At 69.5% G+C, this 18884-nt stretch carries 23 protein-coding genes and 1 pseudogene; 16 read left to right on the top strand and 8 right to left on the bottom strand.

Features of this window, described 5'->3' with window-relative positions; translation table 11 throughout:
- The first annotated feature begins 114 nt into the window (after positions 1–114).
- The 9 genes and pseudogenes from ACRAKH_RS28735 to ACRAKH_RS28695 all read left to right on the top strand — a co-directional run bounded on the left by ACRAKH_RS28735 (position 115) and on the right by ACRAKH_RS28695 (position 8674).
- Positions 115–897 (top strand): electron transfer flavoprotein subunit beta/FixA family protein, encoded by a 783-nt coding sequence (locus ACRAKH_RS28735; RefSeq protein ID WP_380719456.1) that lies wholly within the window; start codon positions 115–117, stop codon positions 895–897.
- 14 nt (positions 898–911) lie between these two features.
- On the top strand, positions 912–1871 hold the full coding sequence (locus tag ACRAKH_RS28730) for an electron transfer flavoprotein subunit alpha/FixB family protein (RefSeq protein ID WP_380719458.1): 960 nt from the start codon (positions 912–914) through the stop codon (positions 1869–1871).
- A 158-nt stretch (positions 1872–2029) separates the two neighbouring features.
- On the top strand, positions 2030–2800 hold the full coding sequence (locus ACRAKH_RS28725) for a GNAT family N-acetyltransferase (protein WP_380719460.1): 771 nt from the start codon (positions 2030–2032) through the stop codon (positions 2798–2800).
- Complete coding sequence (locus ACRAKH_RS28720; protein WP_447009407.1) at positions 2797–3660, top strand: lysophospholipid acyltransferase family protein; 864 nt, start codon at positions 2797–2799, stop codon at positions 3658–3660. The genes ACRAKH_RS28725 and ACRAKH_RS28720 overlap by 4 nt, the downstream gene beginning before the upstream one ends.
- A gap of 205 nt (positions 3661–3865) precedes the next feature.
- On the top strand, positions 3866–4294 hold the full coding sequence (locus ACRAKH_RS28715; RefSeq protein WP_380719464.1) for a peptidase inhibitor family I36 protein: 429 nt from the start codon (positions 3866–3868) through the stop codon (positions 4292–4294).
- A 58-nt stretch (positions 4295–4352) separates the two neighbouring features.
- The gene (locus ACRAKH_RS28710; RefSeq protein WP_380719466.1) at positions 4353–5723 is read left to right on the top strand and encodes an MFS transporter; all 1371 of its coding nucleotides are present in this window, start codon (positions 4353–4355) and stop codon (positions 5721–5723) included.
- Positions 5723–6880, top strand: a pseudogene (locus ACRAKH_RS28705) (cysteine desulfurase family protein); the annotation flags it as partial. The gene ACRAKH_RS28710 and the pseudogene ACRAKH_RS28705, both read left to right, overlap by 1 nt.
- A gap of 221 nt (positions 6881–7101) precedes the next feature.
- On the top strand, positions 7102–8187 hold the full coding sequence (gene mnmA, locus ACRAKH_RS28700; RefSeq protein ID WP_380719469.1) for a tRNA 2-thiouridine(34) synthase MnmA: 1086 nt from the start codon (positions 7102–7104) through the stop codon (positions 8185–8187).
- A 124-nt stretch (positions 8188–8311) separates the two neighbouring features.
- The gene (locus tag ACRAKH_RS28695) at positions 8312–8674 is read left to right on the top strand and encodes a hypothetical protein (protein ID WP_447009406.1); all 363 of its coding nucleotides are present in this window, start codon (positions 8312–8314) and stop codon (positions 8672–8674) included.
- Positions 8675–8690: 16 nt separating this feature from the next.
- On the opposite strand, the gene ACRAKH_RS28690 is transcribed toward ACRAKH_RS28695, so the two are convergent.
- The 3 genes from ACRAKH_RS28690 to ACRAKH_RS28680 all read right to left on the bottom strand — a co-directional run bounded on the left by ACRAKH_RS28690 (position 8691) and on the right by ACRAKH_RS28680 (position 10852).
- Positions 8691–9359, bottom strand: a complete 669-nt coding sequence (locus ACRAKH_RS28690) for a hypothetical protein (protein ID WP_380719473.1) — start codon at positions 9357–9359, stop codon at positions 8691–8693.
- A gap of 101 nt (positions 9360–9460) precedes the next feature.
- Entirely contained in the window at positions 9461–10330 is an 870-nt protein-coding gene (locus ACRAKH_RS28685; RefSeq protein WP_380719475.1) for a serine/threonine dehydratase, read from the bottom strand.
- 15 nt (positions 10331–10345) lie between these two features.
- Positions 10346–10852, bottom strand: coding sequence for a DUF6584 family protein (locus ACRAKH_RS28680; protein ID WP_380719477.1), 507 nt, complete (start codon positions 10850–10852; stop codon positions 10346–10348).
- A 41-nt stretch (positions 10853–10893) separates the two neighbouring features.
- Here ACRAKH_RS28680 and ACRAKH_RS28675 point away from each other — a divergent pair, with 41 nt between their 5' ends.
- On the top strand, positions 10894–12066 hold the full coding sequence (locus ACRAKH_RS28675; protein ID WP_380719479.1) for a hypothetical protein: 1173 nt from the start codon (positions 10894–10896) through the stop codon (positions 12064–12066).
- Positions 12067–12132: 66 nt separating this feature from the next.
- Entirely contained in the window at positions 12133–12516 is a 384-nt protein-coding gene (locus tag ACRAKH_RS28670) for a hypothetical protein (RefSeq protein ID WP_380719481.1), read from the top strand.
- On the opposite strand, the gene paaI is transcribed toward ACRAKH_RS28670, so the two are convergent.
- Entirely contained in the window at positions 12479–12892 is a 414-nt protein-coding gene (gene paaI / locus ACRAKH_RS28665; RefSeq protein WP_380719483.1) for a hydroxyphenylacetyl-CoA thioesterase PaaI, read from the bottom strand. The two genes, ACRAKH_RS28670 and paaI, sit on opposite strands and share 38 nt — an antisense overlap.
- 22 nt (positions 12893–12914) lie before the next feature.
- Here paaI and ACRAKH_RS28660 point away from each other — a divergent pair, with 22 nt between their 5' ends.
- Positions 12915–13223: a cadmium resistance transporter gene (locus ACRAKH_RS28660; RefSeq protein ID WP_380719485.1), complete on the top strand. Its 309-nt coding sequence runs from the start codon at positions 12915–12917 to the stop codon at positions 13221–13223.
- Positions 13220–13450, top strand: a complete 231-nt coding sequence (locus tag ACRAKH_RS28655; protein WP_380719487.1) for a cadmium resistance transporter — start codon at positions 13220–13222, stop codon at positions 13448–13450. Before ACRAKH_RS28660 ends, ACRAKH_RS28655 begins: the two co-directional genes overlap by 4 nt.
- A gap of 626 nt (positions 13451–14076) precedes the next feature.
- Here the strand turns inward: ACRAKH_RS28655 and ACRAKH_RS28650 are convergent.
- The 4 genes from ACRAKH_RS28650 to ACRAKH_RS28635 form a co-directional block, all read right to left on the bottom strand.
- A complete protein-coding gene (locus ACRAKH_RS28650) occupies positions 14077–14604 on the bottom strand; it encodes a HEPN domain-containing protein (RefSeq protein WP_380719489.1) in 528 nt (175 codons plus the stop codon).
- A gap of 3 nt (positions 14605–14607) precedes the next feature.
- Complete coding sequence (locus tag ACRAKH_RS28645) at positions 14608–15777, bottom strand: DUF262 domain-containing protein (protein WP_380719491.1); 1170 nt, start codon at positions 15775–15777, stop codon at positions 14608–14610.
- 155 nt (positions 15778–15932) lie between these two features.
- Positions 15933–16733, bottom strand: a complete 801-nt coding sequence (locus tag ACRAKH_RS28640; protein ID WP_380719493.1) for an inositol monophosphatase family protein — start codon at positions 16731–16733, stop codon at positions 15933–15935.
- Complete coding sequence (locus ACRAKH_RS28635) at positions 16730–17617, bottom strand: DUF5919 domain-containing protein (protein WP_380719495.1); 888 nt, start codon at positions 17615–17617, stop codon at positions 16730–16732. Before ACRAKH_RS28635 ends, ACRAKH_RS28640 begins: the two co-directional genes overlap by 4 nt.
- A gap of 192 nt (positions 17618–17809) precedes the next feature.
- Between ACRAKH_RS28635 and ACRAKH_RS28630 the strand changes: the two genes are divergently transcribed.
- The 3 genes from ACRAKH_RS28630 to ACRAKH_RS28620 are packed head-to-tail and all read left to right on the top strand — an operon-like array spanning position 17810 to position 18863.
- Positions 17810–18268, top strand: coding sequence for a hypothetical protein (locus tag ACRAKH_RS28630; RefSeq protein ID WP_380719497.1), 459 nt, complete (start codon positions 17810–17812; stop codon positions 18266–18268).
- 3 nt (positions 18269–18271) lie between these two features.
- Positions 18272–18607 (top strand): hypothetical protein, encoded by a 336-nt coding sequence (locus ACRAKH_RS28625; RefSeq protein ID WP_380719499.1) that lies wholly within the window; start codon positions 18272–18274, stop codon positions 18605–18607.
- The gene (locus tag ACRAKH_RS28620) at positions 18588–18863 is read left to right on the top strand and encodes an AMED_5909 family protein (RefSeq protein ID WP_380719501.1); all 276 of its coding nucleotides are present in this window, start codon (positions 18588–18590) and stop codon (positions 18861–18863) included. Before ACRAKH_RS28625 ends, ACRAKH_RS28620 begins: the two co-directional genes overlap by 20 nt.
- Positions 18864–18884: the final 21 nt, after the last annotated feature.

The following is an 18884-nucleotide window of genomic DNA, read 5'->3' as shown; positions in this document are numbered from 1 at the left end:
CCACCATGCCAATGCGGCGATGACATGGCAGGGTCACGAACACCCCGGCGACCGCAGGCAACTACCGTCGCCACCCCACGTCGCCGCCCGTCCGCAGGAGGTCGAAGAGGACCTATGAACATTGTCGTCCTGGTCAAGCAGGTGCCCGACACCTGGTCCGAGCGCAGGCTCGCCGACGCCGACCACACCCTCGACCGCGACTCCGCGGACGCCGTGCTCGACGAGATCAACGAGCGCGCCGTGGAAGAGGCGCTGCTGCTCCAGGAGGCGCACGGCGGCGAGGTGACCGTCGTCTCGATGGGTCCCGACCGCGCGACCGACGCGATCCGCAAGGCGCTCTCCATGGGCGCCGACAAGGCCATCCACGTCTCCGACGCGGCGCTGCACGGCTCCGACGCGCTCACCACCGCCAAGGTGCTGGCCAAGGCCATCGGCACGGTCGAGGGCGTCGACCTCGTCATCGCGGGCAACGAGGCCACCGACGGCCGGGCGGGCGCCGTGCCGGCGATCCTGGCCGAGCTGCTGGGCCTGCCGCAGGTGACGCAGGTCCGCAAGGTGACCGTCGAGGGCTCCACGATCAAGGCCGAGCGGGAGACCGACGAGGGCGTCGCGCACCTGGAGGCGAGCCTGCCGGCCGTCGTCAGCGTGAACGAGAAGATCAACGAGCCGCGCTACCCGTCGTTCAAGGGCATCATGGCGGCCAAGAAGAAGCCGGTCACCACGCTCACCGTCGCCGACCTGGGGCTGGCCGCGGACGAGGTCGGCCTCGGCGCCGCGTGGTCGCAGGTGCTGGAGGCGGCCCCGAAGCCGCCGCGCAGCGCCGGTCAGCGTGTCGAGGACTCGGGTGACGGCGGTTCGAAGATCGCCGAGTACCTGGTCGGCCAGAAGCTCATCTGAAGGCGAGGAAAAGAATGTCTGAGGTACTCGTCCTCGTCGACCACGTCGACGGCGAGGTCAAGAAGGTCACCTATGAGCTTCTATCCGCCGCGCGCCGTCTCGGCGAGCCGGCCGCGGTGGTGGTCGGATCGCCCGGCACCGCGGGCAAGGTGAAGGAGTCGCTCGGCCGCTACGGCGCCACCAAGGTGTACGCGGTGGAGTCCGAGGACGCCGCCAACCACCTGGTCACGCCGAAGGTGGACGCGCTCGCGGCCGTCGCGGGCAGCGCCTCGCCCGCCGCCGTGCTCGTCTCGGCCACGTTGGAGGGCAAGGAGGTCGCGGGCCGGCTGGCCGTGCGCCTCGGCTCCGGCCTGCTCTACGACGCCGTCGACCTGGACGGCGACGGCGTCGCCACCCAGTCGATCTTCGGTGGCGCGTACGTCGTCAAGTCCAAGGTCAGCAACGGCGTGCCGGTCATCGCGGTGCGCCCCGGCGGCGTCGAGGCCACCGAGGCCCCGGCCGACGCGGTCGAGGTGGCCGTCGAGGCGCCCGCCGCCAACCCGGCCCTGGTGACCCGCGTGACCGGCCGTGAGGCGGTCGCCGGCGGTGACCGCCCGGAGCTGACCGAGGCGTCGGTCGTCGTGTCCGGCGGTCGTGGCGTGGGCAGCGCGGAGAGCTTCGAGGTCGTCGAGAAGCTGGCCGACAGCCTCGGCGCGGCGGTGGGCGCGTCCCGTGCCGCGGTGGACTCCGGCTACTACTCGCACCAGTTCCAGGTCGGCCAGACCGGCAAGACGGTCTCGCCGCAGCTGTACATCGCGCTGGGCATCTCCGGCGCCATCCAGCACCGGGCGGGCATGCAGACGTCCAAGACCATCGTCGCCGTCAACAAGGACCCGGAGGCGCCGATCTTCGAGATCGCCGACTTCGGCGTGGTCGGCGACCTGTTCTCGGTCGCGCCGCAGCTGACCGACGAGGTCGCCAAGCGCAAGGGCTGACCTGCGGGTTCCACCCGAGCCGGGCCACGGGGGCCGTTCCGCTTCGGCGGGGCGGCCCCCGTGCCGTCCCCGGCCTCACCGGGGCTTAACCGACCTGCCACTGAGGCGTCATCGGAACGACCTGCTCCCGGTCGCCATGCGGTCGGTAGACCAGACCCATGACGCAGCCGCAACTGCTTGTCAGCACCGGTGACGCCGCTTCCGACGCGCCGCGCTACTCCCTGTTGGTCGCGCGTGACAGCGACGAGGTCGTGGCCGCGCAGCGGCTGCGGCACCAGGTGTTCGCGACCGAGATGGGCGCCGTGCTGCACACCTCCGTGCCGGGGCACGACGTCGACTACTTCGACGACTTCTGCGACCACCTGGTCGTGCGGGACGACCGGACCGGCGACATCGTCGGCACCTACCGCATGCTCCCGCCGGAACGGGCCGCCGAGGCCGGGCGGCTGTACTCGGACGGCGAGTTCGACCTGTCCGCGCTGGACGCCCTGCGGCCGTCCCTGGTGGAGACCGGGCGGTCGTGCGTGCACCCGGACCACCGGAACGGCGCGGTGGTGTCGCTGGTGTGGGCGGGCATCGCCCGGTACATGCTGCTGTCCGGCCACTCGTGGCTGATCGGCTGCGCCTCCGTGCCGCTGCACGACGGCGGGTCGTTCGCCGCGGGCGTGTGGGACGTCGTGCGGGCCAAGCACCACGCGCCCGAGCGGTACCGCGTCACGCCGCGCGAGCCGTGGGACGTCGACTCGGTGGCGCGGCCCGACAAGACCGTGCTGCCGCCGCTGCTGAAGGGCTACCTGCGGCTCGGCGCGTGGGTCTGCGGGCGGCCCGCGCTGGACGCCGACTTCGGCGTCGCCGACCTGCCCGTGCTGCTCGGCATGGAGCGGGTCGACCAGCGGTACCTCAAGTTCTTCCTCGGGGAGACGGCATGAGCGCGGCACACCCGTGGATGCCCGTCTCGCCCTGCGGTGACGGGTGCGTCGACCACTCGACGGCCACCGTGGGCGCGGTCCGGGTCGCGTGGCGGGTGTTCGCCGCCGCGACCGTGATGCTGTGCGGGGCGCTCGTCGTCCTCGCCGTCCTGTGCGTGCGCGGGCCGGCCCGGTCGGCGCTGCTGCGGCGCTGGTTCCGGGTGCTGGTGCGGGCGTTCGGCGTGCGGCTGCGGGTGGTCGGTCCGGTGTTCCAGGACAACCCCGGCCGCGGCGTGCTCGTCGTGTCGAACCACGTGTCCTGGTTGGACGAGCTGGCCATCGACGCGGTGCAGCCCATCCGCATGGTCGCCAAGCGGGACATCCGGGACTGGCCGGTGCTCGGCCGCCTGATCACCGCCGCCCGCACCGTCTACCTCGACCGGGAGCGGCTGTCGCAGCTGCCGGGCACGGTGGCGGAGCTGGCCGCGGCGCTGCGGGACGGCGCGGCGGTCGGCATCCACGCCGAGGGCACCACCTGGTGCGGCGTCGCGTCCGGGCGCTACCGGCCGGCGCTCTTCCAGGCGGCGCTGGACGCGGGCGTGCCCGTGCGGCCGGTCGTGCTGCGGTACCTGCAGGGCGCGACGCCGTCCACCCGGCCCGCGTTCGTCGGGTCGGACACGCTGGTCGGCTCGATGCGCCGGGTGCTGCGGGCGCGCGGGCTCGTGGTGGAGGTGCACGTGCTGGACGAGGTCGCGCCCGGCCGCGCGTCGTCGCGGCGGGAGCTGGCGGCGCTCGTGCAGCGGGAGTCGGAGCGGGTGGCGTTCGGCTCGGTGGAGGTGCCCGCGCCGCGGGTGCACGTGGTGGCCGCCCCGGTGGCGTGAGGCCTCGTCACGGAGGCGTCGCCAGGGCGACGTGACGGGGGCGTCGTCGGGGGCGTTGTCACCGGGCGCGCGCCGCTGGGCCGTTCAGGGCGCGGTGCTGGTCGGATCGGGTGGTCGGGGGCCGTTCGCTACCGTGCCGTGCGCCCGTGGTGAAGGGTTCCCCGGGGCGGTGACGACGTCATCGCCCTGATTGGGGAGGATCATCATGGGGATCATCGGGAAGCGGCTCGTCGGGGCGGCATTGGCCATCGCCGGCAGCGTGGCGCTGGTCATGTCGTCGACGGGCGTCGCGACCGCGGCCACCCCGCGCAACGGGGTGTGCGAGGTGGGCGAGTTCTGCCTGTACTACGGCGCGAGCAAGGGCGGTTCGCTGTCGGACTTCAACGGCTCGATCCCGAACTACGGTGACAGCCTGCCGACCTGCTACGTGTTCACCGGCGCGGGCACCGGCCGCGGCGAGTGCGTGAAGAACAACGCCGGTTCGGCGTGGAACCGGACCACCGCGCACACGGTGACCGTCTACTACAACAGCGGCTACCTGGGCGCGTCGCAGACCTTCGGCGCCGGTCAGACGGCGAATTTCAACAGCACGATGTGGGACAACAACGCCTCGCACCGGTTCATCGCGCACTAGGGCGGGCCTGGTCATATTGCCTTGACCTCCACCGGGGTGGAGGTTGAACCATTGACCCGTGACGACGACTGCCGGGACGCCCGCCAAGAGCAGCCTGTGGACGCCCGAACGGCGGGGTCCGACGCTCGGCATCATCCTGCTCGTCACGTTGCTGGCGTTCGAGAACATGGGCGTCAGCACCGCCATGCCCCGCATGGTGGCCGAACTGGACGGCAACGACCTGTACGCGTGGCCGTTCCTGGCGTTCCTCGCCGCGAGCGTCGTGGCCACCGTGCTGTCCGGACGGGTCAGCGACCTGCGCGGGCCGCGGCCGTCGCTGCTGTTCGGGCCCGCGCTGTTCCTCGTCGGGCTGATCGTCGCCGGGCTCGCCCAGGACATGCCGGTGCTGCTGCTCGGGCGGTTCCTGCAGGGCATCGGCGGCGGTGCGCAGGTCGTCGCGCTGTACGTGCTCATCGGGCTCGTCTACCCGGAACGGGACCGACCCGCCGTGTTCGGCCTCCTCGCGTCCGCGTGGGTGGTGCCGTCGCTGGTCGGGCCGGCCCTGTCCGGGTGGCTGACCGAGGTGCTGAGCTGGCGCTGGGTGTTCCTCGGGCTGGCCCCGTTCGTGCTGCTCGGCGTGTTGCTGCTGGTGCCCGTGCTGCGGAACCTGCCGCCGCACACCCCCGACCGGAACACCCGCCGCGGGCTGCCCCTGGCCGCGCTCGGCGCCGGGTTCGGGGTGGCGGCGCTGAGCTGGGCGGCCCAGCACCCGCGCGGCCTCAACCTGGTGATCGGCCTGGCCGGCCTCGTCGTCCTCGCGCCCGCGCTGCGCGTGCTGCTGCCCGCCGGCACCCTGCGCGCCCGCCGCGGCCTGCCCGCGACGATCCTCGCCCGCGCCCTGCTCGCCGGGTCGTTCTTCGCGGCCGAGGCGTTCATCCCGCTCACCCTGACGTCCGTCCACGGCTACTCGGCCATCGCCGCCGGCATCCCGCTCACGCTCAGCGCGCTCGGCTGGTCCAGCGCCGCCTGGTGGCAGTCGCGCAAGCCGGACGTCCCGCGCGAGAAGCTGGTGCGGTGGGGGTTCACGCTCAACGCGGTGGGTATCTCCGGGGTGACGCTCATCGCACCTTCGTGGGGTCCGGCGTGGGCGACACCGGTCCTGTGGGCCGTCGCCGGGGCCGGGATGGGGTTGGCCATGTCGAGTCTGAGCGTGCTGGTGCTCGGCGCGTCCTCCGAGGTCGACCGGGGGTTCAACTCCTCGGCCCTGCAGATCAGCGACATGCTCGGCTCCGCGCTGCTGGTGGGGCTCGGCGGGGTGCTGGTGACCACCTTCGCCTCGGCCGCCGCGCCGACCGCCGCCGTGGTGCCGTTCGACCTGCTGATGGCGGGCGTCTCGGTCCTCGGTGCGGTGCTCGCCGGCCGGCTCAGCCGGGCTACCCTGGGAAACTGATGGCCTACTTCGACCACGCCGCCACGACCCCCATGCTCCCCGAGGCGATCGAGGCGATGACCCGGGCGTTGTCCACCACGGGCAACGCCTCGTCGTTGCACACCTCCGGGCGTCGGGCGCGGCGGGCGGTCGAGGAGGCCCGGGAGGACATCGCGGACGCCCTCGGCGCGCGACCCTCCGAGGTGATCTTCACCAGCGGCGGCACGGAGAGCGACAACCTCGCCGTCAAGGGCATCTACTGGTCCCGCCGCACGGCGCGGCGACGTCGGCTGGTCGTGTCGTCCGTGGAGCACCACGCCGTGCTGGACGCCGTCCAGTGGCTGGTCGAGCACGAGGGCGCCGAGGTCACGTGGCTGGAGCCGGACGGGCTCGGCCGCATCAGGCCCGAGGCGCTGCGGGACGTGCTGGACGACGACGTCGCCCTGGTCACCGCGATGTGGGCGAACAACGAGGTGGGCACGGTCAACCCGGTGCGGGAGCTGGCCGCGCTGGCCGCCGCGCGCGCGGTGCCGTTCCACACCGACGCGGTGCAGGCCGTCGGCGCGGTGCCGGTCGACTTCACGGAGTCGGGCGCCTCGGCGTTGACGCTCACCGGGCACAAGGTCGGCGGACCCTACGGTGTGGGTGTGCTGCTGCTGGGGCGTGACGTGGCGACGACGCCCGTGCTGCACGGCGGCGGTCAGGAGCGGGACGTGCGGTCCGGCACGCTGGACGTGCCGTCGATCGTGGGCCTGGCCGCGGCGGTGCGGCACGCGGTGGACCACCGGGCCGCCACGTCGGCGAAGGTGGCCGAGCTGCGGGACGAGCTGGTCGCGTCGGTGCGGCGGGTGGTGCCGGACGTCTCGGTGAACGGCGACCCGGTGCACCGGCTGCCCGGCAACGCGCACCTCACGTTCCCCGGCTGCGAGGGTGACAGCCTGCTGATGCTGTTGGACGCCAAGGGGATCGAGTGCTCCACCGGCTCCGCGTGCACGGCGGGCGTGGCGCAGCCGAGCCACGTGCTGCTGGCGATGGGCGTCGACCCGGTGCTGGCGCGGGGGTCGCTGCGGTTCTCGCTGGGGCACACGTCGACGGCGGCCGAGGTGCGCGAGCTGGCGGACGTGATCGGCCCGGTGGTGGAACGCGCGCGCACGGCGGGCATCGCGGGGTTGAAGCGGCACGGGGTAGGCCGCAACGGCGGCGCGGCGAGGGGTTCGGCGTCGGCGCGCGCGGCGGCCGGTGGTGGTGAGGCCGGTGCTTCTGGCTCGGCGTCGGCGCGCGCGGCCGGTGGCGCGGCGGTGGATGGGCGTGCGGGTGGTGCGTCGCCGGTCGGTCGGACCGGTGATCCGAGGGGTGCCGGTCGGACGGGCGACCAGGCGATAGCGGAGGTGTGACGGGCATGCGGGTGCTGGCGGCGATGAGCGGCGGGGTGGATTCCGCCGTGGCTGCGGCGCGGGCGGTGGCGGCGGGGCACGACGTGACCGGCGTGCACCTGGCGCTGTCGGCGAAGCCCGGCACGTTGCGCACCGGCGCGCGCGGCTGCTGCACGATCGAGGACGCCCGGGACGCGCGGCGCGCCGCGGACCTGCTCGGCATCCCGTTCTACGTGTGGGACTTCGCGGAGCGGTTCACCGAGGAGGTCGTGGACGACTTCGTCGCCGAGTACGCGGCCGGCCGCACGCCGAACCCGTGCCTCCGCTGCAACGAGAAGATCAAGTTCGAGGCGTTGCTGGACAAGGCGATCGCGCTCGGCTTCGACGCCGTGTGCACCGGCCACTACGCCCGACTGGCCACTGTGGACGGTCGGCTGGAGCTGCGCCGCTCGGCCGACGACGGCAAGGACCAGTCGTACGTGCTGGCCTCGCTGACCCACGAGCAGCTGGCGCACGCGATGTTCCCGCTCGGTGACTCCACCAAGGCCGACGTGCGGGTCGAGGCCGCCGAGCGCGGCCTCCAGGTCGCGGCGAAGCCCGACAGCCACGACATCTGCTTCATCCCGGACGGTGACACGCAGGCCTTCCTCACCCGCAAGCTGGGCGAGCAGCCGGGCGTGCTGGTGGACGACGAGACCGGCGCCGTCCTCGGGCGGCACCTGGGCGTGCACGAGTTCACCGTCGGCCAGCGCAAGGGCCTGGGCATCGACGCGCCCGCGCCGGACGGCCGGCCGCGGTACGTGCTGTCGCTGGAGCCCGTGAGCGGCACCGTGCGGGTCGGCGCGGCCGAGAAGCTGAAGGTGACCGAGATCGTCGCGGAGCGGCCCGTGACCCGCGTCGACTTCTCCGGACCGGTCGAGTGCGTGGCGCAGGTGCGGGCGCACGGCGGCCTCGCGCCGGCCGTGGCGGAGCTGGTCGACGGCGAGCTGTTGGTGCAGCTCCGGGAGCCGCTGAGCGGTGTCGCTCCTGGTCAGGCCGTCGCCGTGTACCGCGAGGACGCGGCAGCGGGCGACCTGGTGCTGGCCAGCGCCACGATCACGTCGACTCGCTGAGGTACGACCCGGTTTCGGGGTGGGGTGCCGTTTTGTCGGTGCGGCCTGCGACACTGCGGGTGTGCCGCATGACAACGCTCGACGCCGGAGGTCGCTGGTGGATGTCGGGACCCGGGTGAGGGTGGTGGCGAGCAAGCTCGACCACCCGTCCGCGCAACGTCTCGACGCGGAGCAGTTCGAACGGCTGCGCGCGGAAGTCCGCACGCTGCGCTGGGTGGTGCGGGAGCGCCTGCACCGGCCGGAGTGGGCGAGCCTGATCGCCGAGGTGGAGGTGCTGGTGGAGCGGGTCGAGCTGCTGGACCCGGCCCGGGAGCGGGAGATCGAGGTGCCCGCCCAGGTCTGCGGTCCGGTGGAGCGCGTCCCGGTCGAGCGGGTCGCCGGCGACCGTGCGGCGGAGCGGGTCGCGGGGGACCGGGTCCACGCCGACCGCGCCGACCGCTCCGAAGCGCGGCTCCAGCCGGTCAAGCGCGTCCCGGAGTGCCGCTGACCAGGGCCGTGAGCGGTCAGACCAGCGCGTTGTAGCCGAACGCGGCGGTGATGAGGGCGCCGTGGGCGGCGGAGGCCAGGGCCACGGTCCGGGTGCGCCGCCGCTCGGTCCACGTCGTGGAGGCGAGGGCCCGCGCGAGCGCCGGCAGCAGCAGGACGCCGTGCATGGCCACGCCGTGCGCGAGCTTCCACGAGCCGCCGCGTTCGGCGATCATCAGACCGCCGAACGCGAGCGCGGCCAGCAGGCCGACCGTGCCCGCCCGCACGGCCAGCCTCATGCTGGGCGCGAGGTGCCGTGCCCGGAAGGCGGCGACCGCCAGGGCGAGCACCGACACGATGACCGCCGCCCCGCCCACCGCGAGACCGCGGGTGACGGCCTGGTCGAACGCGGTCGCCTCGTTGAAGTGCGACGGCACGCGCCGCCACGCCTGGAGCGTCGTCAGCGCCACCTCCAGCGCCGACGTGGCGGTGGACAGCCACACCCAGCCCGCGCACAGCCGCAGCCACCCGGCGACCCACGCGTACGTGGCGAGCGTGAGGCCGAAGGACAGGCCGAACGTGACCGCCTTGCGCCACGACACCGGCCCTTCCCACGGCCCGCCGTCGACGGCGAACACGACGAGGTGGACCAGCCCGGACAGGAACAGCAGGGCGGCCACCCGGTAGGCGAAGCGGATCGAGGTCATGCCACCTGATCGTGGTCACAGGACCGGGTCACGGCGTCCGGCGGCGGGCGGCTCCACGACGTACGCCGCGCGACGTAGGCCGCGCCCCCGGCGTCACGGCGTTACGGCGTCCAGTCGGTGTTCGCGCCGCACAGCACGACGCACGGCAGGTCACCGGGCACGTCACCGGCCAGCCACGCGGCGAACGGCACGGCCGCCGCCGGCTCGACGGCCAGCCGGAACTCCTCCCACAGCCGGTCGCGGGCGGCCAGGATCGCGGTGTCCGGCACCAGCACGGACGTGACCGGCCGCGTGCTCAGGACCTCGAACGGAACTTCACCCACCCGAGTGGCGCCCAACGCGGACGCGGCGACCGAGTCGACCTCGGCGTCGACCGGCCTGCCCGCCGCCAGCGCGTGGTGCAGGGCGCAGCACCGCTCCGGCTCCACGGCCACCGTCAGCCGACCCGACGCCAGCGCCGTGCCCGCCGCGAGCCCGCCGCCGCCGACCGCGACGGCGATCACGTCCACGTCCGGCACGTCCGCGACCACCTCGGCCGCGACGGTGCCCTGACCTGCGACGACAGTCGGGTCGTTGTAGGCCTCGACGTAGAAGCCGGGCGTCTCGCGGGCCGCCAGGACGGCCTCGGCGTACGTGTCGCCGTGCCGGATGAGCTTCGCGCCCGCCGCCTCGATCCGCCGCACCTTGCCCTCCGGCGCGCTCACCGGGACGAACACGGTGGCGTGCAGCCCGAGGAGCTGGGCGGCCTTCGCCACGCCGAGCCCGTGGTTCCCACCGGACGCCGTGACCACTCGATCCGGTGAACCGGCGGCGAGGAGGGTGTTCAGCGCGCCGCGCAGCTTGAACGAGCCGGTGAGCTGGAGGTGCTCGAGCTTGAACACGATCGGCCTGCCGTCGACCTCGGTCCGCCACGACGGGGTGCGGCGGGCGTGCGGGCGGATGCGGTCAGCGGCGGCGGCGACGTCGTTCATCCCACCAGCATGCGCTCATCCGGCGAGCCACCTGTAGCCCCACATGACGATCGTCACCGCGCCGACCACGAAGCACAGCAGCACCACCACGAGGCCGAGCAGCACGAGCGCGTTGGCGCCCCACGACGAGTCGCGGTCGTCGGCCACCGCCAGTTCCGCGCTCAGCTGGGCGTTCGCCGCGTTCCGCAACGCCACCAGCCGTTCCCGCGCGGTCTCCGTGGCCGCGCCGGCCTCGCCGCTCACCCAGTTCATCGCCGCGAGGCGGGCCAGCGGGGTGCGGTAGGCGCGCTCGAAGGCGGCGACCTCCGCGTCGTCGCGGACCTCCGACAGGTAGCTCCAGCGGCCGGCCTGCGCCGCGTCGCCGAGCACGCGGTACACCTCGGCCAGCCGCTCGCGCAGGTCCAGCCGGTCCGGGTAGCTCGCGACCAGCCCGACCAGGCGTTGCCGTGCGCGCAGCACACTGGCGAGATCGCCGCGTCCGACCTCTTCGGCGGCCCTGCGGAGCGTCAGCTCGACCGGCATGAACCACATCGTCCCAGCCACCGCAACCGTAGGATCGGCGGGTGATCGCGGTGTCGGTGGTGACGTTCGGCCTCGCCTGGTGGCTGGGCCTCTACCTGCTGGTGCGAGATCCCCGGAAACCACTCCTCCGGCGTGCCTCGATCGGGTTGCTCAACTACGCGCTGGTGATCGCGCTGCCCGTGCCGCCGATGCTGCTGGCGGTGTCCGCGGTGGCGTGGACGGGCGTGATCGTGTGCTGGCTGCCGGTGCGCTACGAGCGGTGGTGGCGGTGGAGCGCGGCGCCGCTGCTGGCGGCGGCCTACTTCGCGCCGCCCGTGGTGCTGGTCCCGTTGGCGGCGGCGCTGGTGCTGTCCGTGCGACTGCGGCGGGCGCTGCTGGCCGCGGCGACGATCCTGTTCGGCCTGAGCTGCGCGGTGGTGGCGCTGGACGTGCTGCCCAAGGCGGTGGTGCTCGCGTCGGCCGGGTTCGACCTGCTCGTGTTCGGCGTCATCGTGGCCGTGGCGGACGCGTTCGACGAGGGCGAGGCGATCCGCGCCGACATGACCCGGTCCCTGCTCACGTCGGCGGCGCTGGCGGCGGTGTTCGGCGGGCAGGTGGCGTTGTTCCTGGACGCCCGCCTCGTCCCCCTGCTGTACGGCACGGTGGCCGCCGCGATCGCGGTGCAGGTGCTGGCCAACCCGCTCGCGCTGCTCGTGGACCGGGTCGCGGTGCCCGACGTGGCCGAGTCGCGGGCCGAACTCCGTGACGCCGCCGACGCGCTGCCCCGCCGCGCGCCGCTCGACCCGGCCGAGTTCGTGAAGCTGACCCGGCGCGCGTTGAGCCATTACGGCGACCTCGGCAAGTTGGTCGCGAGCCCGTTGACGGAATTGCCGGTGATCGACGCCCGGCTCGCCGCGAGAGGCGCGTCGGACCAACCGCTGGAACGCGCGGCCGAGCTGAAGTCGTTGTTGTTGGAGAGCATTCTCCGGCTGAAGCCGCGTGACGGCGAATTCGGCACCAGCGACGAATGGCGGCACTACAACGCGCTGTACTTCTACTACGTCGTCGGCATCCGCCCGTACAGCAGGCGGACCAAGCGCGAAGACCTCGACCCGGAGGCCCGCCGGGCGCTGGCGTGGTTCGTCAATCAGGTGCCGGAGCGGACCTTGCACAACTGGCAGAACGCGGGCGCCCGACTGGTGGCCGAGGACTTGTCCTCGCAGGTCGTGCGCTAGGAACTGGCAGCGGTTGGCAGCGTTTGGCGTACCGCCGGCAGTGCGCGCCGCCCTAGCTTTCGAGCCATGACGACGACAACGCAGGTTCGCAACGACGGCCTCCTCCGGTTCGCCCTGAAGCTCGACGGTGTCGGCTCGGCCGGGCTCGGGGTGGTGGCCCTGGTGATGAACGACCTCCCGACCGGACTGCCGAACGGTCTGGTGGTCGGGCTGAGCGTATTCCTCCTCGCCTACGGCGCCGGGGTGTTCCTGCTCGGCATGAAGCCCATTCGTCCCTTGGTCGCCGTGGTGGTGGTCGGAAATGTGCTGTGGGTGGTGGACAGCTTCCTCACCGCGTTCGCCGGGTGGTTCCCGGTGACCGGTCTGGGCGTTTTCCTGATCGTCGCCCAAGCCGTCGGCGTGATGGGGTTCATCACCCTCCAGGTGCTGGGTCTGCGCCGTTCGGCCTGAGGGTCCGGCTCCGGCCGCGGAACTCGGCCACCACCTCGTCGCCCCGGCGCACGGTGATGTCGTAGATCCCGCTCCGACCGAACCGCACCCGCTCCACCGCGTCCGCCACCAACTCGTCCCCCGCGTGCACGGGGGCGATGAAGTCGATCTCCGCCTGCGCCGCCACGGTCACCGAGCCGTGGCGGTTGCACGCGCAGGCGAACGCCGTGTCGGCGAGCAGGAACACGTACCCGCCGTGCCCGATGCCGTGACCGTTGACCATCCGCTCGGTGACCGTCATGGCCAGCCGGGCCGTGCCGTCGCCCAACTCCAGCGCCCGGATGCCGAGCGCGGCCGACGCGGCGTCGTTGGCGAGCATGTCCGCGGGTCCGTTCATCCCTGCACCTTAAGGTTCGCTGGTGCTGGACATCATCCGTGCCGTCGGGTTGTTCGCGGTGACGAACGTGGACGACATCGTGCTGCTGGCCGTGTTCTTCGCGCGCGGCGTGCCGCCGTGGAAGGTCGTCCTCGGCCAGTACCTGGGCTTCACGGCGATCCTGGTGGTGGCCGTCACCGCCGCCCTGGGCGCCACCCTCCTCCCCACGACCGTCCTCCCGTGGCTGGGCCTCCTGCCGCTGGCGCTGGGCGTGAAGGCGGCGTGGCAGGCGTGGCGCGGGGTGACGACAACGACCCGGCGGCGTCCGGCGCGCTGGGCGTGGCGGCGGTGACGTTCGCCAACGGCGGCGACAACATCGGCGTCTACGTCCCGGTCTTCGCGACCACCGGCATCACCGGCTACGTCATCGTCTTCCTGGTCCTGGTGGCCGTCTGGTGCGCGGCCGGCCACTTCTTCGCCACCCGTCCCGCCATAGCCCCCACCCTGACCCGCTGGGGCCACGTGCTGCTGCCGGTGGTGCTGATCGGGATCGGTGTGGCGATCCTGGCGGGGGCCTGACCCTCCCCCGCCACGACCGTCCGATCAGGCCGTGAAGCCTTTGAAGATGTTCGTGTTCTCCCACCTGTCCTGACCGGACCTGCGGCTGAGCGCTCCGGATCACCTCTGACCTGCCTGGACGCGTCTGGTTGCGTTCCATCCCGTTTCGACCTTCCTCAACGTCCCACGGCCCACAGACGGCCTGAAAGTTGATCAGCGATCGACGGGCGTCACCTCGACTGAGCCTCACCACGGCCAGCCGAGGTGACGCCCGTTCGCGCTTCCGTGGTCCTAAGCCCTCGTCGCCGGTTGCCCTTCTCGATGGCAAGACGGCGTAGCCGTCGCGGCAGCCGATCGCCGTGCCCAGCTCGACCAAGCCGCTTGACCGCGCGATCGTCCCGATCGATGCCGCTGGCAGCTCGTTGTCCTAGCGGGGCCTCGTGGCGCGCCGCCACCCGACCACGTGCACCGACTCCGCGCACGGCCGACGGGCGGAGCGAAGCGGGAGCCCGGCGTGCCGTGATGCGGGGAGTCGGTGCGAACGTGCGTCGGCCCGCACTGCGCGCCGCCGCAGGCGGCGCGCCTTGATCCCATAGAGCCAAGTTCGGCAGCACGGCGAATCGGTTGGACCGTACGGCGCGCTTGGATCAGGAGTCTTGAAGGAGGAGCGGCATTCTCTCGATAAAATAAAGTGCTCGCTCATACATGGCAAACACTTCACTTGCTGTCATGTTGAGCGTGTAAGTTGCATAGTTCGAGTGGACTAACTCGTTTCTCTTGGCACCGATTTCGCAGAAGTCGGTCACCGCTGGTTTCAAGAGCGGATCCGCGACGTATTCGGCCGCTATCCTCTCCTTGAACTTTTGTCCGAATAAGCCAAAAAACGGATTTGCCGACCGGCCTTTCCAGTCGAAATAGGTGTGGAACTGGCGATTAATCGCCTTATTTTTGACGAAGCTTACGGCGAACTCGTGCGACGTGGTCGTTTGGTCAAAGAACTTTACTATCAAGCCTTGGACGCGCGACTCAAGATCGCTAGCTGCGGATAGTAGGATCACTTTCGGCAAGGTAGACTCAACTGTGGTCAGCAAAGAAAGTTCGTTGCGCTGCCCAAGAAATGTCATCAACTCCGAATGTTCGTCGATTGTCTTCTTGATAACGTCGTAGCCGGACAATCGTCACCCCCGAAGTTCTATGATTCCTTCTACCTGTCGAATGCGCCCAATCACGTTCGCGGTATCAGTTGTCTTCTGCTGGCTGTAGTCGTGGAAACGCTTATCTTCTTTAACGCTGCTCACCAGAGTTGAGTCAAGGGTGACATGCTGTCCCTGCTCGCGAGTTCGGCATGCAGCGGCAAAGAGTGCCTCAAAAAGCGTTACGCCGAATCGCGAATGACGGGTTTGAAGTTCCTCGGGTCGAATGGAACGCGAAGACTCAACGAACCATAGAACTGTATCTTCGATCTCGCGTAGTTCAGATTCGCCGAAGCCTTGAGCATGTTGCGAGAACTCGTTGAGAAACCTTACCATCGACCCGCGGTACTGCTCCTGGTTTCGCCAGAGGGCTACTCCTCGCAGCAGAACCTCAACATCGCGCATGTGCAGGTCGGGTTCAGGCTCACCGATCAGAGTTCGCCAGTCATCGTTGAGGTTCAAGCGGAAAAGCAGCTCGTAGAACTTCGAGTGGTACAGACTCAGCCGGATCTCTTGAGGCGTAAGCAGTACACCTCCGGCATTGAGGCGATGGAAGATTTCATAGATAGACGAGTCATCGTGCTGCGGCTTGACCTGCTTGATGATGACGTTACGAATAGTGCGCAGATCGAATTGTGTGCGGTAATCTTCGAGTGTTTCATATTCCAAACCCGTGAACTTGTTTTGCCCTCCACTTTTGAGTGTGGGCAATCTGAGAATGAACGGATCGAAATACTCGGAATCTTGCAAAATGTTTTCTGGGACCATCCCGTACTCGTTGAAGACGCGCCTAATGCGTGCGCGACGGTCTTTGCGCGGGAAACGCCCCTTCACAAAGTAGTAGATAGTCATCAACCTCTGTTGACCGTCCACTACCAAAAACTCGTTTTTGGTCTGCTCGTAAAGAAAAATCTGCGGCACCGGTATGCCGATGATTAGAGACTCGATCAACTTCGAGGCACGCTTGATGTCCCACACGTAGTGACGTTGGAACCCTGGAATCTTCACAACGCCAGAATCAATGAAATTGACGAGCGTTGTGATATTGAAGTCATTCGGGGAAGATGTCAGGTCGTACTCGTCTACTTGACCGTCGGGAAAAGATTCCTCTTCACCGAAGTCGGCTTCAAACTCTCCAAGGTCCAACACTCGCATCCCTTCGGTCTTTCTGATCTGCCGGTATCTGTAGATGTCGTTCGATGGGGCGCGGACGTTTCACCGAGCGCTAGAGTTGCTGGTAAGGGCCGGTTCGTGCACCGTGAACGCAGGGCGGGCAGCTTCAGTCGCTGGGACTGATTTGGACGTATTGCCTAAATATTCCGTTCTCGCACGAGAGGTAGTAGCTTTCGCAGTAGCTCCTCCGACCCTGCGAGCGTCTCAAGTGAATCAAAAGTATGCTGACGGCCAGCGGCATCGACCACAGTCGCGCCTGCTTCGCGGGCAATGAGAACGCCTCCAGCTATGTCGAGTACGTTATTGGAAAGGATAAGCGTCGCATCTATGCGACCCTCTGCCACCCATGCCAGGTCGTGTGCTGCTGAGCCGAACATCCGTACACGTTCCACTCGCTCGGCGAGTGCAGCCGTGAGTCTGATACGTTGCTCATTTTTCTGGGCAGCGCCTTCGCCGGTGGCGTAGTCTCCAATCGATACAATCGCTCTAGCCACATCGGTAGTTCCTGAGGCACGCATGCGGACGCCGTTCGCGTAGGCTCCACCGCCCTTAGTGGCCCAGTAGTTCAAATCGAGGAAGGGGAGGGAGATAGCGGCGACCAGTGCTTCGTCGCTTTCAATTAGAGCCAACTGGACCGCACAAAGAGGTATGCCGTGAGAAAAATTGGAGGTTCCGTCAATCGGGTCAAGTGCCCAATAGTGACCATCTGAGGCGGCGGTGCCGCTAGTGCCTTCTTCTTCTCCGACGAACCCGATCTCCGGAGTTGCTCGGGCCAAGTAATCGCGAATGCCTCGTTCGATGCGGATGTCGACATCGGTGAAAACGTCGCGATCACTTTTTTCAGTGATCGCTTGCGGACGAGTGTTCCTTACTTGTTTACCGCCAAGCTGTACGGCTTTCTGTGCGATCTCCGCCAACTGGTTAAGCGGCCGCTTCACCCGGTCTCCTTTGCGCGGTCCCACATAGAGTCGAACACCTGCGAGAAGGTGCTGAACAAGCCAGGCACGGTGTCGTCCTTCTCGATCACGAGGGTAGGGGACTCGACGCCTCGGGCGTCGGGCAAGTAGGGCTGGACCACGCACTTGGTCTGGTTGGTGATGAGGATGTTGTAGCGGAGTGGTTCGTCGTAGACGCGGATGTCGAGCTGCCCGCCTGCGTCCGGTGAGACCTTGGCTCCGATGCGGCGTAGGGCTTCGATGTTGAGGCGGGTGAGCATGGAGAGGTGACCTTCGGGTAGGCCCTCTTCGTGTTCGCGGGCGGTGATGTTGTGGCCGTTGGGGTCGAGAAAGAGGGCTTTGATGGTGGTGCCGGTCTCGATGGAGTCGAGTAGGGCTTTGTCTGAATACTGCTGGCACAGGACGTTGAGGGACAGGCCCGCGATGTCGATGGTCCTCGCGCCTTCGAAGAGGTCGCGTGGGGTGACGTTGTGCAGGAACTCGGTTCGGCTGGGGTAGACGGCGGTGACGTCGGCCAGGCGGGCCTGTTGGGGCAACTGGACCGGACGCGGTACGGGGTGGGTGGAAGCCGCGGTTCGTTGTGGCGGCGTGATGAGGCTGTCGGTGTCGCCCTCGTGTGGGGACAGGAGCTGCTCGGCGGTCCAGCCGGGGAACATCTTTTCGAGGATGCGGCAGTGGTCGGCGTAGGGCAGGCCGAGTAGGTCGCCGGACAGCCAGCGGTAGAACTGGGCCTTGCTGGGGTAGCGGCCGATCAGGTCGGTGTCGAGTTGCTTGGCGACGCGGTCGTACTCCTTGCAGAAGGTGCGGTAGCCCTGCATGTGGCGTTGCCTGAGCAGGACTCTCAAGAGAGTGGACTCTGTGGCCATGTGGTCTCCCCCCACGTGGTTCCTTCGGCAGAGGCTAGCACTCAGACGAGACCAAGACGAGACTCGCTGAGATCGACACGCGGCCGGTACGCGGCAGGTGAGACTGCTGCGGACCTGGGACGGGACCATTGGCCACCGAATCTGAATGGGCAAGCCGCGAGAGAGCGGCACCTGTCAGAGGAGTTGACACCGATGGCGATCAGCAAGGGGTACCGGTTCCCCGTCTCGTTCGATGACGCGTTCCCTCAGGGCCTGGTGATGGTCGGGGAGGTCATGCCGGACACGGAGTACCAGACCCGTGACGAGAGGGCGGCCGGTCGGCCGGTGCGTCAGCGGGTGGACGAGGCGACCGGCAAGCGGCAGTGGAAAGTGACGGTCACCGACCCGCACGAGCCCAACGCCAAGCGCAAGAGCTTCGAGATCACCTTGCTCGCCGACGTTCAGCCGGTGCCGACCACCGGGGAGGTGCTGCCGGGGATGCGGCCGATCGAGCTGGACGGTCTGACCGCTGAGCCGCGCATCGCGGGCAACGGCGAGTTCAAGTACCAGTCCTTCCTGTTCCGGGCGACCGGATTCCGGGCGGTGGGTCGGTCGGCTGGCTCGGCTCCGGCCGCCGGTAAGCCGAACAGCGGCGACGCCAAGGCCGCGTGAGCCGTGTCCGATCTTCAGCAACTGACCGTGCAGTGGCAGACGGCGTACCGGGCCTACACGCAAGCGCATGAGGCGAATCGGTACGTCGCGGCGGATGACCCGGCGGCTGCGGCCCGGATTGCGCCGACCTATCGGAGGGTGGCGTGGTTGTGGCGGCAGCTCGCAGCCCTGGACAGCACGCCGTGGTGGGCCAAGGCGGCGGCACTCCACGCGGCGGAGACGTTCGACCACCAGGCCGACGTCAACGAACGCCTCGCGGACGGTGATCGGGCGGCCAGTGCGGAGCACGTGCAGGTGCCTGTCGAGGGGGTGAGTAATCGTGGCGCAGACCAAAGCTGACCCGTGGGCGAAGGCGAAGGCCGTGACGCTGCTCAAGGACGCGCACGAGGCGTTGACGCACCTGATGCCCGCTCCGGGGGCGTCACGGGAGATGTGGCGGGACTTCTACCTGCGCTCGGCGGAGGTGTACGCGCACGTCGCGGAGGTCGACCGGGGTCACCACCACGAGGCGCTGTACTGGGCGAAGCGCGAGCGGGAGAAGGGCGAGGCGCTGAGGTCCGTGAACGGTGGCGAGGTGGCCGATGACCAGCGCTGATGGCTCCGCGCCGGAGTCGAA

This window comes from Saccharothrix hoggarensis (assembly GCF_052936025.1).
The sequence above is the reverse complement of the archived record's forward strand: the minus strand, read 5'-3'. Positions and strand labels throughout refer to the sequence as shown.

Excerpts from the sequence above, each read along its gene's own strand:
- ACRAKH_RS28635 (WP_380719495.1), bottom strand. The coding sequence starts at position 17,617 with ATGGCCACAGAGTCCACTCTCTTGAGAGTCCTGCTCAGGCAACGCCAC.
- ACRAKH_RS28715 (WP_380719464.1), top strand. The coding sequence starts at position 3,866 with ATGGGGATCATCGGGAAGCGGCTCGTCGGGGCGGCATTGGCCATCGCC.
- ACRAKH_RS28630 (WP_380719497.1), top strand. The coding sequence starts at position 17,810 with ATGGCGATCAGCAAGGGGTACCGGTTCCCCGTCTCGTTCGATGACGCG.
- ACRAKH_RS28730 (WP_380719458.1), top strand. The coding sequence starts at position 912 with ATGTCTGAGGTACTCGTCCTCGTCGACCACGTCGACGGCGAGGTCAAG.
- mnmA (WP_380719469.1), top strand. The coding sequence starts at position 7,102 with ATGCGGGTGCTGGCGGCGATGAGCGGCGGGGTGGATTCCGCCGTGGCT.
- ACRAKH_RS28680 (WP_380719477.1), bottom strand. The coding sequence starts at position 10,852 with ATGCCGGTCGAGCTGACGCTCCGCAGGGCCGCCGAAGAGGTCGGACGC.
- ACRAKH_RS28720 (WP_447009407.1), top strand. The coding sequence starts at position 2,797 with ATGAGCGCGGCACACCCGTGGATGCCCGTCTCGCCCTGCGGTGACGGG.
- ACRAKH_RS28735 (WP_380719456.1), top strand. The coding sequence starts at position 115 with ATGAACATTGTCGTCCTGGTCAAGCAGGTGCCCGACACCTGGTCCGAG.
- ACRAKH_RS28685 (WP_380719475.1), bottom strand. The coding sequence starts at position 10,330 with ATGAACGACGTCGCCGCCGCCGCTGACCGCATCCGCCCGCACGCCCGC.
- ACRAKH_RS28645 (WP_380719491.1), bottom strand. The coding sequence starts at position 15,777 with ATGCGAGTGTTGGACCTTGGAGAGTTTGAAGCCGACTTCGGTGAAGAG.
- paaI (WP_380719483.1), bottom strand. The coding sequence starts at position 12,892 with ATGAACGGACCCGCGGACATGCTCGCCAACGACGCCGCGTCGGCCGCG.
- ACRAKH_RS28670 (WP_380719481.1), top strand. The coding sequence starts at position 12,133 with ATGACGACGACAACGCAGGTTCGCAACGACGGCCTCCTCCGGTTCGCC.
- ACRAKH_RS28725 (WP_380719460.1), top strand. The coding sequence starts at position 2,030 with ATGACGCAGCCGCAACTGCTTGTCAGCACCGGTGACGCCGCTTCCGAC.
- ACRAKH_RS28690 (WP_380719473.1), bottom strand. The coding sequence starts at position 9,359 with ATGACCTCGATCCGCTTCGCCTACCGGGTGGCCGCCCTGCTGTTCCTG.